Origin of the sequence: Algoriphagus sp., from assembly GCF_046296635.1 — a bacterium.
Taxonomy (GTDB): Bacteria; Bacteroidota; Bacteroidia; order Cytophagales; family Cyclobacteriaceae; genus Algoriphagus.
In genome coordinates, this window is sequence record NZ_JBKBKZ010000003.1 from 69228 (window position 1) to 83995 (window position 14768).

The 14768-nt window shown below is 40.8% G+C and carries 17 protein-coding genes and 3 tRNA genes; 13 read left to right on the forward strand and 7 right to left on the reverse strand.

What is annotated here, in order from left to right; all coding sequences use genetic code 11:
* Window positions 1-387: a transcriptional regulator gene (locus ACK4HU_RS03650; RefSeq protein WP_409803492.1), complete on the forward strand. Its 387-nt coding sequence runs from the start codon at window positions 1-3 to the stop codon at window positions 385-387.
* A gap of 89 nt (window positions 388-476) precedes the next feature.
* Here ACK4HU_RS03650 and ACK4HU_RS03655 read toward each other — a convergent pair.
* From ACK4HU_RS03655 to ACK4HU_RS03685, 7 genes are all read right to left on the reverse strand, one after another.
* Window positions 477-582 (reverse strand) — tRNA-Leu (locus ACK4HU_RS03655).
* A gap of 105 nt (window positions 583-687) precedes the next feature.
* Window positions 688-930 (reverse strand): GIY-YIG nuclease family protein, encoded by a 243-nt coding sequence (locus ACK4HU_RS03660; protein WP_409803493.1) that lies wholly within the window; start codon window positions 928-930, stop codon window positions 688-690.
* A gap of 154 nt (window positions 931-1084) precedes the next feature.
* A tRNA-Leu gene (locus ACK4HU_RS03665) sits at window positions 1085-1190 on the reverse strand.
* A gap of 105 nt (window positions 1191-1295) precedes the next feature.
* Window positions 1296-1538, reverse strand: coding sequence for a GIY-YIG nuclease family protein (locus ACK4HU_RS03670; protein WP_409803493.1), 243 nt, complete (start codon window positions 1536-1538; stop codon window positions 1296-1298).
* A 44-nt stretch (window positions 1539-1582) separates the two neighbouring features.
* Window positions 1583-1666, reverse strand: a tRNA-Leu gene (locus ACK4HU_RS03675).
* Between the two features lie 173 nt (window positions 1667-1839).
* Window positions 1840-2139, reverse strand: a complete 300-nt coding sequence (locus ACK4HU_RS03680) for a putative quinol monooxygenase (protein WP_409803494.1) — start codon at window positions 2137-2139, stop codon at window positions 1840-1842.
* Window positions 2139-2909 (reverse strand): S-adenosyl-l-methionine hydroxide adenosyltransferase family protein, encoded by a 771-nt coding sequence (locus ACK4HU_RS03685; RefSeq protein WP_409803495.1) that lies wholly within the window; start codon window positions 2907-2909, stop codon window positions 2139-2141. The genes ACK4HU_RS03680 and ACK4HU_RS03685 overlap by 1 nt, the downstream gene beginning before the upstream one ends.
* A gap of 105 nt (window positions 2910-3014) precedes the next feature.
* On the opposite strand from ACK4HU_RS03685, the gene ACK4HU_RS03690 reads away from it, so the two are divergent.
* The 12 genes from ACK4HU_RS03690 to ACK4HU_RS03745 all read left to right on the forward strand — a co-directional run bounded on the left by ACK4HU_RS03690 (window position 3015) and on the right by ACK4HU_RS03745 (window position 14703).
* Window positions 3015-4004 carry a PhoH family protein gene (locus tag ACK4HU_RS03690; protein WP_409803496.1) on the forward strand — a complete coding sequence of 330 codons (990 nt, stop codon included), beginning with the start codon at window positions 3015-3017 and terminating at the stop codon, window positions 4002-4004.
* Window positions 3976-4407 (forward strand): GNAT family N-acetyltransferase, encoded by a 432-nt coding sequence (locus tag ACK4HU_RS03695; RefSeq protein WP_409803620.1) that lies wholly within the window; start codon window positions 3976-3978, stop codon window positions 4405-4407. The genes ACK4HU_RS03690 and ACK4HU_RS03695 overlap by 29 nt, the downstream gene beginning before the upstream one ends.
* 37 nt (window positions 4408-4444) lie before the next feature.
* A complete protein-coding gene (locus ACK4HU_RS03700) occupies window positions 4445-5017 on the forward strand; it encodes a DUF3575 domain-containing protein (RefSeq protein ID WP_409803497.1) in 573 nt (190 codons plus the stop codon).
* A gap of 291 nt (window positions 5018-5308) precedes the next feature.
* Window positions 5309-7240, forward strand: coding sequence for a ComEC/Rec2 family competence protein (locus ACK4HU_RS03705; RefSeq protein ID WP_409803498.1), 1932 nt, complete (start codon window positions 5309-5311; stop codon window positions 7238-7240).
* Window positions 7241-7301: 61 nt separating this feature from the next.
* Window positions 7302-8078 (forward strand): enoyl-CoA hydratase/isomerase family protein, encoded by a 777-nt coding sequence (locus tag ACK4HU_RS03710; protein WP_409803499.1) that lies wholly within the window; start codon window positions 7302-7304, stop codon window positions 8076-8078.
* Window positions 8079-10001: an ATP-dependent DNA helicase RecQ gene (locus ACK4HU_RS03715; protein WP_409803500.1), complete on the forward strand. Its 1923-nt coding sequence runs from the start codon at window positions 8079-8081 to the stop codon at window positions 9999-10001. It begins immediately after the preceding gene.
* Window positions 9994-10587 (forward strand): hypothetical protein, encoded by a 594-nt coding sequence (locus tag ACK4HU_RS03720; protein WP_409803501.1) that lies wholly within the window; start codon window positions 9994-9996, stop codon window positions 10585-10587. Before ACK4HU_RS03715 ends, ACK4HU_RS03720 begins: the two co-directional genes overlap by 8 nt.
* A gap of 1 nt (window position 10588) precedes the next feature.
* The gene (locus tag ACK4HU_RS03725) at window positions 10589-11140 is read left to right on the forward strand and encodes an NUDIX hydrolase (RefSeq protein WP_409803502.1); all 552 of its coding nucleotides are present in this window, start codon (window positions 10589-10591) and stop codon (window positions 11138-11140) included.
* A complete protein-coding gene (locus tag ACK4HU_RS03730) occupies window positions 11140-11574 on the forward strand; it encodes an acyl-CoA thioesterase (RefSeq protein ID WP_409803503.1) in 435 nt (144 codons plus the stop codon). The genes ACK4HU_RS03725 and ACK4HU_RS03730 overlap by 1 nt, the downstream gene beginning before the upstream one ends.
* 38 nt (window positions 11575-11612) lie before the next feature.
* The gene (locus ACK4HU_RS03735) at window positions 11613-12317 is read left to right on the forward strand and encodes a tetratricopeptide repeat protein (protein WP_409803504.1); all 705 of its coding nucleotides are present in this window, start codon (window positions 11613-11615) and stop codon (window positions 12315-12317) included.
* On the forward strand, window positions 12318-13280 hold the full coding sequence (locus tag ACK4HU_RS03740) for an L-threonylcarbamoyladenylate synthase (protein ID WP_409803505.1): 963 nt from the start codon (window positions 12318-12320) through the stop codon (window positions 13278-13280).
* A 400-nt stretch (window positions 13281-13680) separates the two neighbouring features.
* Window positions 13681-14703, forward strand: coding sequence for a hypothetical protein (locus tag ACK4HU_RS03745; protein WP_409803506.1), 1023 nt, complete (start codon window positions 13681-13683; stop codon window positions 14701-14703).
* Window positions 14704-14768: the final 65 nt, after the last annotated feature.

Sequence of the window (14768 nt, forward strand, 5' to 3'; positions counted from 1 at the left end):
ATGACTGACACGGAAAAATCAATCAAAGACATCAGTGTTCAATCCACTGAAAACTGGATGGAGGAGGTGGCTTGGAGGAAAGCCAATAAATTTTGGATTAGAAAATCTTCTGACATTGCATTTCGAATTTTGGATGCCTTAGATGAATTAGGTTGGAATAAAGCAAGGCTGGCTAAGGAAATGGGAGTTTCACCTCAGCAGGTGAGCAAGTATGTCAAGGGGGAGGAGAACTTCAAGTTGGAAACGCTTTGCAAACTTGAAAAAGTGCTTGGGATCGAGTTAATCCGGGTGATGCAGGCTGATGAAGAGGTGATTTTGAAAAGTGAAGTATCAATGGTTCACGAGCCGTCAAAACCAAACTATAAAAAAGGGAAAGATCAAGTCTGAATATTTCCAAAGTTTTAAAATTTGGAAAAGTTAGAAATCAGGACTCATATCATAAAAAAGCCCCTTCTTTTTGAGAAGGAGCTTCAAAGTACCCAGAGCCGGAGTCGAACCGGCACGAGTGTAACCTCATTGGTGTTTGAGACCAACGCGCCTGCCTGCCGGCAAAGGCAGGTCTACCAATTCCGCCATCTGGGCATTTCAATATTTCAATCGGAGGTTTTAATAAACATAGCATTTGCTTGCAGTCAGATGAAACGGATTCCAAATTCTTATTGAAACGCAATTAACTGGCCACCTAGATTATTTGATTTTCTTCAAGAACTCCTTTCCTGACCCACTTTTTAGATATTTTTCTCTTGTCCTGGCATCTTCTCGACTTCCAACTTTTTCAAAATAAATTAATTGAAATGGAGCATAGGGTTTTGTAGATCTGCCTTTTCCATGATTATGTTCTTGAATTCGCCTTTCAAGATTGTCGGTTAGACCTACATAAATGTAATTTCTATGAAGACTTTTTATGGCGTAAACGAAAAATTCTTTCATGATTAAAACTATAAAAAAAAGGCCCACATTTCTGTGAGCCTTTGTACCCAGAGCCGGAGTTCCCGATATCCGCTACGCTTCATCGGGATAAACTTCTCCTCCGGCACAAAATGGAATAAAAAAAGCCCCTTCTTTTTGAGAAGGAGCTTCAAAGTACCCAGAGCCGGAGTCGAACCGGCACGAGTGTAACCTCATTGGTGTTTGAGACCAACGCGCCTGCCTGCCGGCAAAGGCAGGTCTACCAATTCCGCCATCTGGGCATTTCAATATTTCAATCGGAGGTTTTAATAAACATAGCATTTGCTTGCAGTCAGATGAAACGGATTCCAAATTCTTATTGAAACGCAATTAACTGGCCACCTAGATTATTTGATTTTCTTCAAGAACTCCTTTCCTGACCCACTTTTTAGATATTTTTCTCTTGTCCTGGCATCTTCTCGACTTCCAACTTTTTCAAAATAAATTAATTGAAATGGAGCATAGGGTTTTGTAGATCTGCCTTTTCCATGATTATGTTCTTGAATTCGCCTTTCAAGATTGTCGGTTAGACCTACATAAATGTAATTTCTATGAAGACTTTTTATGGCGTAAACGAAAAATTCTTTCATGATTAAAACTATAAAAAAAAGGCCCACATTTCTGTGAGCCTTTGTACCCAGAGCCGGAGTCGAACCGGCACGAGTGTAACCTCATTGGTGTTTGAGACCAACGCGTCTACCAATTCCGCCATCTGGGCATTACAATATTTCAAAATCCAAGTCATTAGTGTTTGAGACCAACGCGCCTGCCTGCCGGCAAAGGCAGGTCTACCATCCCGATAGCAATCGGGACGCCATCTGGGCATTACATTACTCCCGATCCTTGCTGAACGGGCTGCAAATATGAAAACAAAAATGATTTCCTACAAACTCATTTCCCGACTTCCTGTAATTTTTTTGAACTGAATGCCTGTGGTTTTTCGGAGAAAAGCGCCTTGGTAAAGCTCCAGACTGATTTAAACAGCTCAGAATCACGGTACTGATTTAGCGCTTCTTCGCTTTCCCAATGGCTATGTGTCAGGAAAATATTTTCAGAATTATGATCCTGCCATAATTCCAGATGCTGGCAACCCGGAAAATTTCGAATGGAATGCTTATTGGCTTCAAAGTTTTCCAGAAAAGCAGGAACCGCTTCCGGTCTAAATGTCATCCGTACAATTCGTATCAGCATCAGGATCCAAAGTGAATGTACACCACACTGTCTTGCTTTAAGCCAAGCAAATTTCCTCCATGTCCGTGATTGATCCCGATTTCCAAATAGTCCAAGCTATTGAAAAAAGCATAAGGATCTCCAGCTTCCACCTGATCGTATCCACTTTGCAAGCGATCAACTGATTCACGGCCAAATTGTATCGTGAATTTCCCCGGATTCAGCTTTTCAAAAACATCTCTGCGGATATTGGTCAGCAGATTCCCGTAGCAATCAATTCGAATCACATGTCCAAGGATATGTTCTCGGGTCGCTTTTGCCTGTCGGGACATCAGCTTTCGAAAATTAGTTAAGGGTCCACCGAAATCATGGATTGCTGCACCGCTTGCCACTTTCGCAGCAATAGGAGCTAAAATATCTCTTGTGGGGAAAGTCGAATCCTTCAGATGTATATCAGCAAACTGAACCAAAATCCCCGGATCTTGATCGGCCAAAAGGCTAAGAATTCCATTATTTGGCCCTATGAAAATATGCTCCTCCAGTTTGACTCCGATAAATCCATGAGTCATAGCCCCCGTTGTATTGATGCCTACCAAATGGACGGTTCCTTTAGGGAATTCCCGAAAAGTGGAGCGTAGCACAAAGGCGGCATGTTCAATGTCGTAAGGGGCTATACTATGGGAAATATCAATGATATTCAACTGTGGGTTTATTGAAAGCATTTTGGCCTTCACGGCCGGAACGTAGTAGTCTTTATCCCCAAAGTCAGAGAGGAATGTCACCAAAGCCATACAAGCAAGTCTATTAAAATTGTGTAATTTTGTTTGAGAGGGAGCGAACAAAAATAGAAATTTTATTCTTTAGCCTTCAAGGTAAACCTAAATCAGTAAACAAGATTGGTAGAAAAAGTCATCACTTTAGAAAATGTCCCATTAGCTGAATTTTTGGGCACAGGGAACGAAAATATCCGACAGATTGCTCAGGCTTTCCCTCAAAGCAAAATTGTGTCCCGAGGCAATGAAATCCGGATTCAAGGTGGCGCACCGGAGATATTGCGAATCAATGATCTGATCAACCTCCTTTTAGAGCACTTTGATCGATTTGGTCATCTTTCTCCTGAAAATGTCAAAGATTACCTCGATATCGAAGGGGTTCCTTTTGCGGAAGCCAATCGGGATCAGGTAATTGTTTTTGGAAATAAAGGACTGGTGATCAAACCCAAATCTCCAAACCAGCGAAAACTGGTCGATGCGGCGATGACCAATGACTTGGTTTTTGCACTTGGTCCAGCAGGCACGGGCAAAACCTACATAGCCGTGGCTTTGGCCGTGCGCGCACTGAAAAATCGTGAAGTAAAGCGAATCATCATTACTCGTCCTGCTGTAGAAGCAGGCGAAAATCTGGGATTTCTTCCCGGCGATCTTCAGGAAAAGCTTGACCCATATTTGAGACCGATCTATGATGCGCTTCAGGATATGGTGCCACCCGAAAAGCTGAAATATTATCAGGAAACACGAGTAATCGAAATAGCCCCTTTGGCCTACATGAGAGGTCGGACATTGCATGATGCTTTCGTGCTTTTGGATGAAGCTCAGAATACCACGAGTGAGCAGATCAAGATGTTTTTGACACGAATGGGGCCTAATTCCAAAGTGATCATCACAGGTGATCAAACGCAAGTTGATTTGCCAGTGAGGCAAAAATCAGGTTTAGCCGAAGCTCTTAGAATTCTGAAAGATGTCAAAGGTATCGGTGTTGTAAGTTTAAGTGGAAAAGATGTAATCCGACATAAACTCGTGAAAGCAATCATTGAAGCCTACGAGGTCAATCAGGAATTGGAAGAACAAAGACGCCATGATGCCAATAGCCGTAAAAATAACGGATGAAAGTTCGCTTCGGCAGGCCTTTCAAATCCGTAGACAAGTTTTTGTTATTGAACAAAAAGTGCCGGCCTCAGAGGAGTACGATGAATTTGAAGAATCGGCTACCCATTTTCTGGCCAAATTAGACGGGATACCTGTCGGAACGGCGAGATGGAGATTTACTAAAAACGGCGTGAAATTGGAGCGTTTTGCCGTTTTGGCAGAAGCTCGTGGAAAAGGAGTCGGACAGGCTTTGGTAGCTGCAGTTTTAGAAGACCTGAATTCTTCTCCGGAAACTAAAGACAAAACCAGGTATCTTCATTCTCAGCTTACTGCAGTACCACTTTATTCAAAATTCGGTTTTGAGAAAGTGGGAGATATGTTCGAAGAATGTAATATCCAGCACTACAAGATGGAATTGGCCTAATCATTGTCTAAATAAATTAAACCAACTTATAAGTTTTATGAAAAAACATATCCTAACACTCTTATTTGTAGGAATTATATCAATTTCCGGATTTTCTCAACAAATAATTTCATCGGCTGGTAATTCCAATCCTTACCTAAGAAATTTTGAAAATGAAGTGAAATTCAATTTTCTAAATCTAATCCTTCTGAGCTCTTTCGAGGTTGGGTATGAGCGTTTTCTTAGCGAGAATCATTCCCTTGATGTTCAACTCCACCTTAATGACAGATTCGGTTATAATTTGGAGACTAACGGAAAAAAATTTAAGACTAACTCGATTCAGGCAGCGATGAATTTCTACTTTGGAAATAATCCCAACGGAAGATTTCATGTTTACCCACTACTGAAATTCAGATTTGGTGATTATGAAGAGCCTATTATGGGAGGGGTTAGTTCTACAGATATGACCGCATTTATTTTAGGCGCTGGTGCTGGCTACAAATGGGAGGTTTCGGAGCATTTCGCTTTTGGCCCTTATGCCAGTGTAGCACGAAATTTTAGTGATCAGGTATCCAGTAAGTTCACTGGCATTGAGCTAAATGCAGGATTCAGTCTTGGTTATCGATTCTAAATAAGCCGGTTAACAAAAAATCAGAGCCTTTCGAGGCTCTTTTTTTTGCTCATTTTTTTTAACTTAAGATTAAATTTTTAAAGACATTAAATGCCCATGATCCCGTATGTACGGGATCACACAGGGGAATGATTATCCGGGGCATTCCATATGGCCGCAGAAAAAAAACTATAAACACATGAAATCGAGCATGACTCTGAGCGACATACAGAGGAATGATTATAATCGATGTGAGATTCCACCTGCCTGCCGGCAGGCAGGTGTGGCCTTTGAAAATCAAATTATAAACACATGAAATTTTCTGACTTTCCATTTTTGAGATATCTGCCATTTTTGATTGGTGGTGTATTGTTTTCCCAGATCGAAATTTCAACCTTGATTTTGGCTTCCACCCTGGGACTATCTTGGATTATTTATTTGGGATTTATAATTCAAAGAGATAGATCAAATCCGATAATTCCAGCATTTCTGGGTTATTTCATGCTTTTCATTCTTGGGTTTTTACTTTCAGAAATTCAGCAAAATAGAAAAGCAGATTTGCTGGATGAAGAGCTCGGAATTTCCCTTTCCTATTTGGCTCGAGTCATCAAGCATGATGTGGAAAAGCCCAATTCTTTCGAAAATCAACTGGAGGTCATCGCTTTTTCGGATAGCCTAGGCTGGAAAGAGTCAAAGGGAAAAGTCCTAATCTATCACAAAAGCAAAAAACCACTTCTTCCCGGGCAAAACATTCTGGTGGAAAAATCACCCGAGAAAATCCCGCCACCAATTTTCCCGAATGAGTTTGATTATAGCAGGTTTTTGGCGAGAAAGGATATCCATTTCCGACAGTTTATTGGAGATAAGTTTACCATTATTGATTCCTCTGAAGTCAATTCTTCCAAGTATGGTCTGGCAAATTTTAGGAAAAAATTGGTAGGAATAATTGAAGACAAAGTTCCCAATCCAGAATCGCGGCAGATTGCTGCTGCTTTGCTTTTGGGGCAAAAGGAAAATCTCGACAAGGAAATCAAAAACGCTTACGCAGAAACCGGGACCATGCATATTTTGGCTGTTTCCGGACTTCATGTCGGGATCATTTATGCGATTTTGCTTTTTCCTCTGAAAGGAATTAAGCTAAAGTCAGGTCAAAAGAGCATTTATTTGTTCGTTGTGATTTTGTTGATTTGGACTTATGCGATTCTGACTGGATTTTCGCCTTCTGTGGTTCGGGCTGCGACTATGTTTTCCCTTTTCACGGCAGGTCAAATGCGAAAGCGGAAACCCTCCTCTTTCAATATTTTGGCATTCTCGGCTATGATTATGATCACAATGGATCCAGGAGTGATTTTCGAAGTTGGATTCCAATTGTCTTATGCTGCCGTTGCGGGAATATTATTGGTTCAGCCGTTAATCGTTCGCTTTTGGCTTCCCCCAAATCGGGTCTTAGAGTATGCTTGGCAACTAACGACTGTGAGTATCGCCGCTCAGTTGGCTACTTTTCCACTTTCGGTTTACTATTTCCATATTTTCCCAACCTATTTTTTAATTGCGAATTTGTTCATCATTCCGCTAGCTTTTTTGGTGATGTCCGTTGGGATTATATTCCTTATTTTCAGTTGGATTCCGATGCTGAGTGATGGATTGGGTGGGATCGTCAGCTGGATGATTTGGCTTCAAAACTGGATAACGCATACCATCCAGCTTTTTCCGGGAGGAAATTTGGAGCGGTTGACGATTACACTTACCGGAATGCTCCTAGTTTGGGTTATTTTGATTTGCTGGGCAAATTGGGAGTTTGGTAATCGGAAAAAGTTGGTGTATTTGATGGCTTGTCTCTTCTTGGTCTGGTCGGGAGATCGCTTTCTCAGAAAATTGAATCTTCCTGAGCAAGAATTGCTGGTCTTTTCTGGTGAAAAAGGATTTTTGCTTGACTTCAAAATTGGAAACAGATTTTATTCCTGGAATGAAGATTTTCCAACGGAGCAAATCAGCTTTTCTGTCGATCCAAATCGTATTGCAGTACACCGTCCTCACATCATTGAGACGATCTTCGCTACTAAAAACGATTCACTTCAATTTTTTCCAATTTGGAATTTTTCATTGAATCCTAAATCAAGAACCTTTTTTTGGAGTGATCAAAAGCCAAAACGAATAGAGAAAATTTCCTCTTCTCAGCCAAACGAACTGATTTCTACAGATTCACTTAATACAACAATCGGCGCTTTTCGGGTAGTTTTCTGAATGGCAATTTGGTCGGGGCGTTTTATGCCTGTAATTTATCCTTTCAAAGCCCAAATCAAACATGCAGAAACCCATTCAAACAAAAATTGAAAACCGAATTGGATTTATTACACTCAATCGACCCGAAAAGCGCAATGCTTTAAGTCCTGAATTGATCGAGGAATTAGTAAATGCATTTACTGCTTTTGAACACGACCCTGCCGTGAAAGTGGTGGTGTTGAAAGCGGAAGGGAAAGCCTTTTGCGCAGGTGCAGACTTGGATTACATTCAGCAGATGCAGCACTTTTCCTATGAAGAAAATCTCGAGGACAGCAATCGGTTGAAAACCCTTTTTACTCAAATTTATGAATTTCCAAAAGTGGTGATTGCCCAAGTTCAGGGACATGCCTTGGCCGGAGGATGTGGTTTGGTGACGGTTTGTGACTTTGCTTTTGCCGCGTTTGAGGTACTTTTTGGATATACTGAAGTGAAAATCGGATTCATACCGGCCTTGGTTTCTGTCTTTCTTACAGAGCAGATCGGTCAAGCGAAAACTTCGGTTTTATTGCTTTCAGGGGAATTGATTTCTTCCTCGAAATCATCGGAATTGGGTTTAATCACTGAAGTAGTAGAACTGGAATTTTTGGAAAAGCGAACGCTTGAATTTGCTGAAAAGCTGGTTTCTGATAATTCGACTTTTTCCATGCAGGAAACCAAGCGACTCCTTCGTAGTTTGGGGAAAGCAGAGCGACATCAAGCGTTGGATTTAGCAGCTGAAGCTAATGCAAAAGCCCGTGGACATGGAGATTGTGTGAAAGGAATCTCTGCTTTTTTGGCTAAAACCAAACCCAGCTGGTAAGTGGCACCCAACCTCCATCTCATTTTAAGAAATGTTTTTGGGCTGGAAGATTTTCGTCCAGTGCAAAAGCAAGTCATCGATTCGGTGATGGAGGGAAAGGACACGCTTGCACTTTTGCCGACAGGCGGTGGAAAAAGTCTTTGTTATCAGATTCCCGGATTGGCCAAAGAGGGGATTTGTCTGGTCGTTTCTCCACTGATTGCCTTGATGAAAGATCAGGTGGATAACTTGAAAGCAAAAGGAATTAAGGCTTCAGCGATCTATTCCGGTATGAGTTATCGGGAAATAGACACCACTCTGGATAACTGCATCTATGGAGATTTCAAGTTTCTCTATGTATCACCCGAGCGATTGAAGCAAGAACTGTTTATCGAGCGATTTAGGCAGATGAATATCAATCTGATCGCTGTAGATGAAGCGCATTGTATTTCGCAATGGGGATATGATTTCCGACCTCCATACCTTGAAATCGCGGCTATCCGAGTTTTTCACCCGAAAGTCAACGTCCTTGCTTTGACGGCTTCGGCCACGCCTCAAGTTTGTACTGATATTATAGAAAAGCTCGAAATGAAATCTCATCGGGAGTTTCATCAAAGTTTTTCCCGGAAAAATCTCAGCTATAGTGTGAGGACGGTGGAAAATAAGCTGGAAAAAGGAATTGAAATTCTAAAACGAATTCCCGGAACTGCAATTTGGTACGTGAGAAATCGGCAAGGCACCCATCAAATTGCAAAGGCGCTGACACAATTAGGAATCTCGGCCGGAGCCTATCATGCAGGAATGTCCAACACGGATCGTGCAGACCGTCAAGAAGCCTGGAAATCAAATAAGATTCGCGTGATGGTCAGTACCAATGCCTTTGGGATGGGCATAGACAAGCCGGATGTAAGAGTCGTAATTCACAGCGACTTGCCTGAGAATCTGGAAAACTACTATCAGGAAGCTGGGCGAGCAGGTCGGGACGGAAAGAAAGCTTTTGCTGTCCTATTGGCAAATGAACAGGATTTCGAACAAATAATAAACAGATCGGTATTGGTTTATCCGCCGATAGAATTTTTAAAACGGGTATATCAGTGTTTGGCCAATTACTTTCAGTTGGCGGTCGGAAGTAACATGCTTAGCAGCTTTGATTTTGACCTCTCTGATTTTTGTCAGACGTATGAATTGGCCGTTTTGGACACTTTTTATGCAATCAAAGTATTGACGGAGGAAGGCTTTGTAGAGGTCAATGAAAGTTTTTATGTGCCTTCGAGAGTTCATTTTCGAGTAGATCCCAAGCGATTGTATGAAATCCAAATCGCTTACGCCAAGCTCGATCCGGTCATTAAGATGCTTCTCAGAACTTATGGAGGAAATCTTTTCTCCGAATACATAAAAATCCAAGAAAGTAAGCTTGCCAAATCCTTGGAAATGCGGGAGTATGATGTGATCAGGTTGCTTCAAGAAATTCAGAAGCTGGAGGTGATGGACTACGATCAGCGAAAGGATAAGCCGCAACTTACTTTTCTCACTCCAAGATATGATGCAGGAAAGCTTCCCTTCAATCACCAACGGATTAAGGCTAGGAAAGAATTGACTTTGGAAAAGGCCAAGAGTATGGTCGGATACGCCCAACAGGTACGTATATGTCGTACGCAGTTTATTCAGGAATACTTTGGAGAAAAAACAGATTCTGTGTGTGGAATCTGTGATACATGCATTGAAATGAAGAAAAGTAAAGCTCCGGAGACTCAAGAAGACCGGATGAAGCTTAAAATTCTTGAAACTTTAGCGGAATTTGGTGAGTTATCCGAACAGGCTTTGCTTGAGAAAATTCAAAAGCCTGCATCAGAGCCTAATCTCAAACTGATTCGTCAATTGGTCGATCAAAGTCATATTCAACGATCTTCCGATGATATCCTTTCTTTAAAACCCTATGAGTAATTTCCTAGATGACCTTTTCAAAAAAGTATTTAAGCCTTCAGAGAAGACTCCGATGAAGGTGAAGGAAAATTTCTCAATCAAAGAAATAGATCAATCCGACCTGGATTCCTGGATCGAATCTGAGGAATCGAAGAATTTATTCGCATTGGTTTACAAAAATTATCACTTCAAGCGGACAGGTATCAATGATCGGCCGGAAGTTCATATTTTCGATTCACCCTATGCAAATGGCTTTGCAGTGAGTTATGGAAAACCTCTGGACTCAAAATCATTTTCCAGACTTTTCTTGGCTTTTAGCCAAAGGCTTCTAGCTTTGGGTTATGAGCAAGTTTCACTTGATCGAAAATTTGAAGAAATCAACGATCAAGTAAAGGTGACTGAGAAGTTTTATTTCAAACCCCCACTTCAGCTACCGACCGAAGGAGAGTTGATTTCTCAGCTTTATGGAAACGTTGCTTTGGAAAAAGTAAATGTTGACAATGAACCCAGCTATATCAAATTACTGGCGACGGTATATTCCGATCGTCTTTACCAAGACGCAAAACCATTCGACCAATTGATGGATGGGCTATTTGAAAAACATTAACATGGACAGAATCACCCTAAGAAATCAACTAGAGATTTATCGCACACCGTATGAAGAAGAATCTGAATTTATCGCGGATTTTTCTGAGTTAACTCAAGATGAAGATGCCTATACAAGAGAACGCTTGGAAGGTCATTTTACAGCTTCTGCCTGGATAGTAAACAAAAGGCGAACGCATACGCTTCTGACTCTACATCGCAAACTTGGTCGATGGCTGCAACTTGGAGGGCATGCAGATGGTAATGAAAATCTCATCGAAGTAGCACTCAAAGAAGCTCAAGAAGAAAGCGGACTGAATTCATTACATTTGGTTGATTCAACCATTTTTGACTTGGATAAGCATATCATTCCGGAGAGGCCTCACGTTCAGGAGCACTTTCATTATGATGTTCGCTATCTTTTCGAAGCCGATATTAATGAAAAACTAATCATTAGTAAAGAAAGCATTTCGCTAGCCTGGATCACATTTGACTCGGTGGTAGATATGATTGGCTACAATCCCTCCATCCTTCGAATGCTTGAAAAAACCAGTAAATCAGAAATTCTTCTTTAATGGAATCATTAGACCCGGAAAAACTCAGGTCCCAATTTACTTTTTCTACCCCGATTCAAATCCGATTTTCGGATATTGACGGATACATGCATGTGAATAATGGCATTTATTTCAGCTATTTTGAGCATGCAAGGGCAGTTTTTCTTCATCAGGTTTGCGATTGGAATGTGATGGAAATCGGTACTGTGGTGGGCAGAATTGAGATTGATTATATTAGACCCATACACTTAGAAGATACCGTGGAGGCTTTGGTCAAATGCTCCAGAATAGGCAATTCATCCTTTGATCTTGAGCAATATCTCATCGGAACTGACAGCAAAGGGGAGTCCCGAGTATTTGCAAAATGCAAATGCATCATGGTCTCGGTGGACATGAAGACCATGCGTCCTGTCCCAGTTCCGGAGGAATACCGTGGGAAGTTATCGGTCTCCTGAACCCAATTTCCCTATCTTTGCCGAAAATTTAAGCTGTGATGAGACTTTGGATTATGGGTTTGCTTTGTGCGAACCTTCTTGCTTGTAGCCCAAGTGAGGAAGAATTGCTAAAATCGGGAATAGAGAAAATGGACGCTCAGGATTGGTCTGAAGCAATTAATAATTTTGATAAGGTTTTGGAAAAAAATCCAACGAATGCCCAAGCACTGAACGCAAAAGGCGTCGCACTTTTTCAGCAAGGGAAAATCAAAGAAGCCATTCCTATTTTCGATTTGGCGATTCAGGCGGATTCAACTAGTTACAAGGCTTGGTTTAACCGTGGAAATGCCAAAATGGAGCAGGAAAATTACAAAGCCGCTCTTGCCGACTTTAATATTGCAAGTGCCCTAGATCCAACGCAAACCGATATATTTTTCAATCGGGGAACAGCACTCTTGAACATGGAGGAATATGAAGATGCGCTCATTGACTTTCAATCTGTGCTTCAAGTCAATCCAAATCAAGCGGAAGCGCAATTCCGAAAAGCAAAGGCTGAATTGGGAATGAATGATCCGATCCATGGTTTAGAATCTCTTACTAATACTGTCAATCTCGATCCGAAAAATGGCGAAGCGTACTATCTGCTTGGCGTCACACGCATGAGTGCTTTGGGTCAGAAAAATGAAGGCTGTGCAGATTTGAAGATGGCGCTTTCCCTTGGATATGCAGAGGCCCAAACTTGGATCACGGATTTTTGTGAATAAATGGCGGAAATCGGAAAAGATATTGAGAAGGCAAAATTCCTTTTGGTAAACGGGGATTTAGTGGCAATTCCCACTGAAACGGTCTATGGTTTAGCTGGCAATGCCCTGAATCCGGAAGCTGTTGCATTGATTTTCGATACGAAAAATCGTCCTGCTTTTGATCCCTTGATTTTGCATACTTCTTCGATTGAGCGAGTGGAGGATTTTGTTTCCTATTTTCCGACAAGGCTCAGAATTCTGGCAGAAAGCTTTTGGCCAGGTCCATTGACTTTGCTTTTGCCGCGAAAACCCATAGTTCCCGATTTGGTGACTTCAGGCTTGGATCGGGTTGCGGTTCGAGTGCCCAATCATCCATTGACTTTGACTTTGCTGGAATCACTTGATTTCCCATTGGCTGCACCAAGTGCAAATCCTTTTGGCTATATCAGCCCGACTAAACCGGAACATGTGGATGCTCAGTTGGGAGGAAAAATTCACTATATCCTTGACGGTGGAGCTTGTGAAGTTGGTTTGGAGAGCACGATCGTAGGTTTGGAGGAAGACGAAATCGTGATTTATCGATTGGGCGGATTGGAGATTGCTGAAATCGAAAAACTTGTCGGTCCTGTCAAAATTAAAGATCACAGCAGTAGCAATCCTCAGGCACCAGGACTTTTGGAAAGTCATTATGCACCGAGGAAGCCATTCATTCTGGGAGATTTAAAATTACTTATTAAAGAGAATCTTGAGAAAAAGACAGACTTTTCAGTACTAAGTTTTTCGGATTTTTTCGCTGGTGTTTCTTTCAACAACCATATTGCGCTTAGCCCGAAGCGAAATCTACACGAAGCTGCAAAGAACCTTTTTTCCGCAATGAGAAAATTAGATGAAGGAAGCGCATCCGTAATTTTGGCGGAATTACTGCCTGAGGAAGGACTTGGAAGAGCGATAAACGATCGATTGAGAAGGGCTGCTGTGAAATAGTTGGCATGGCCATTTTATTTTATTGTATCAAGCAGATCGGCCTTAATTTTAAAATCAGCGCATGAAAACTTACATTATTTGGGATACATATCCTGATGAGAATAATTATTTCAATGTTTTTTTATATTTTGTTTTGACACATGGATTTTTTTTAACTTCATTGTAAGTCTTTGACGGAAAGCAGGTAAGAGCATTCTTCCAGCGGTTTTTAGGAGAAGGATGAAAATTGATTGGTTTTACAGAAATAGGATGTCAAATTATTTAGTTGATCATAAATTTTAGTAGCTAACCGAAAGATATGTCTTCAAACCATTCTATTAAGTTAACCATTTTTACCTTAATAATTTTTCTGTCTTTTATATACAGCTGTAAAGAAACTTCATCAGATAAGCCTAATTACATGGCTTTTGATCACGTAGAATACGTGAATGATTTTCCTGCAACATTTATAATCAAGGACAGGATAATCCCAGATATCAATGTTATCGGGATACGGAATTTTGTAATATATGACAGTCTAATGGTTTTAAGTACCAGCAATCCTGAAGGTATTTGGTCATTCATTTCGCTACCTGATCTAAAATCTCATGGGTCTTTTCTTAAAAGAGGAGAGGGGCCCTTGGAATTTATGCAGGGTCCAAGTGCCGCAGATAAAACCAAGATTGTTAGGGAGAAAGATCAATTTGTGGCCTATATTTATGATTTTCAAAAAGGAAAACTTAAGAAACTAGATATTGGGCAAACTATCGCCACGGGTGAAATGCTCCTTACCTTAATGGAAGTTCCTTTGCCACCTTTTTTATCCAATTTCATTATGGTGGATAGCTGCACGTTTTTTATAAAGGAAATTGAAAATAGGGATAAACAGCAAAATCGGTATTTAATTGTATCGGGTGAAAAAACTGAATTGCCAATTTTGGGGAAACTCAATCAGGCCACACTAAGCGAAGGAGGAGATTTTAATATTTTGGCTACCAATACAAAATATAGCGATGTTAATAAAAGATTTGTGGAGGCGCCAACTGGATTGAATTACATCAACCTCTATTCGCTTGATAGCTCAATAGCTAAAACAATCTGTTTTGGAGATAAATTAACGGACATAGCAGAGGTTGAAAATGAAAGGCCGCAATGGAACCGGAAAATTGTTTTTTTGAACATTAAAGCCTTCGACAGTTTTTTCGCAGTAATACATGTCAATGAAAGCTTCAAGGAATATGAAGTTAAGAGAAAAAGACTTCCATCGATTTTTCTGTTTGATTGGGAGGGAAAGCCTTTGGCGGAACTAAAAATGCATAACCATTTCACTCATTTTGACTTTGACTTTATTAATCAGGAACTCTATACTTTTGATTCTCATTCGGATGAATTTTTCAAGTTTGATGTTCGGGACATGCTAGCCACTTTGAATAGATATAATTGAGCGAATCAAACCAGCAACTTTTGGAAAGTTATCATCTACAAAGAAAGCCATACATCTTGGTTAAA

Excerpts from the sequence above, each read along its gene's own strand:
- ACK4HU_RS03740 (WP_409803505.1), top strand. The coding sequence starts at position 12,318 with ATGGCGGAAATCGGAAAAGATATTGAGAAGGCAAAATTCCTTTTGGTA.
- ACK4HU_RS03745 (WP_409803506.1), top strand. The coding sequence starts at position 13,681 with ATGGCTTTTGATCACGTAGAATACGTGAATGATTTTCCTGCAACATTT.
- ACK4HU_RS03725 (WP_409803502.1), top strand. The coding sequence starts at position 10,589 with ATGGACAGAATCACCCTAAGAAATCAACTAGAGATTTATCGCACACCG.
- ACK4HU_RS03705 (WP_409803498.1), top strand. The coding sequence starts at position 5,309 with ATGAAATTTTCTGACTTTCCATTTTTGAGATATCTGCCATTTTTGATT.
- ACK4HU_RS03730 (WP_409803503.1), top strand. The coding sequence starts at position 11,140 with ATGGAATCATTAGACCCGGAAAAACTCAGGTCCCAATTTACTTTTTCT.
- ACK4HU_RS03735 (WP_409803504.1), top strand. The coding sequence starts at position 11,613 with ATGAGACTTTGGATTATGGGTTTGCTTTGTGCGAACCTTCTTGCTTGT.
- ACK4HU_RS03680 (WP_409803494.1), bottom strand. The coding sequence starts at position 2,139 with ATGCTGATACGAATTGTACGGATGACATTTAGACCGGAAGCGGTTCCT.
- ACK4HU_RS03650 (WP_409803492.1), top strand. The coding sequence starts at position 1 with ATGACTGACACGGAAAAATCAATCAAAGACATCAGTGTTCAATCCACT.
- ACK4HU_RS03695 (WP_409803620.1), top strand. The coding sequence starts at position 3,976 with ATGCCAATAGCCGTAAAAATAACGGATGAAAGTTCGCTTCGGCAGGCC.
- ACK4HU_RS03670 (WP_409803493.1), bottom strand. The coding sequence starts at position 1,538 with ATGAAAGAATTTTTCGTTTACGCCATAAAAAGTCTTCATAGAAATTAC.
- ACK4HU_RS03700 (WP_409803497.1), top strand. The coding sequence starts at position 4,445 with ATGAAAAAACATATCCTAACACTCTTATTTGTAGGAATTATATCAATT.
- ACK4HU_RS03660 (WP_409803493.1), bottom strand. The coding sequence starts at position 930 with ATGAAAGAATTTTTCGTTTACGCCATAAAAAGTCTTCATAGAAATTAC.
- ACK4HU_RS03710 (WP_409803499.1), top strand. The coding sequence starts at position 7,302 with ATGCAGAAACCCATTCAAACAAAAATTGAAAACCGAATTGGATTTATT.
- ACK4HU_RS03685 (WP_409803495.1), bottom strand. The coding sequence starts at position 2,909 with ATGGCTTTGGTGACATTCCTCTCTGACTTTGGGGATAAAGACTACTAC.
- ACK4HU_RS03720 (WP_409803501.1), top strand. The coding sequence starts at position 9,994 with ATGAGTAATTTCCTAGATGACCTTTTCAAAAAAGTATTTAAGCCTTCA.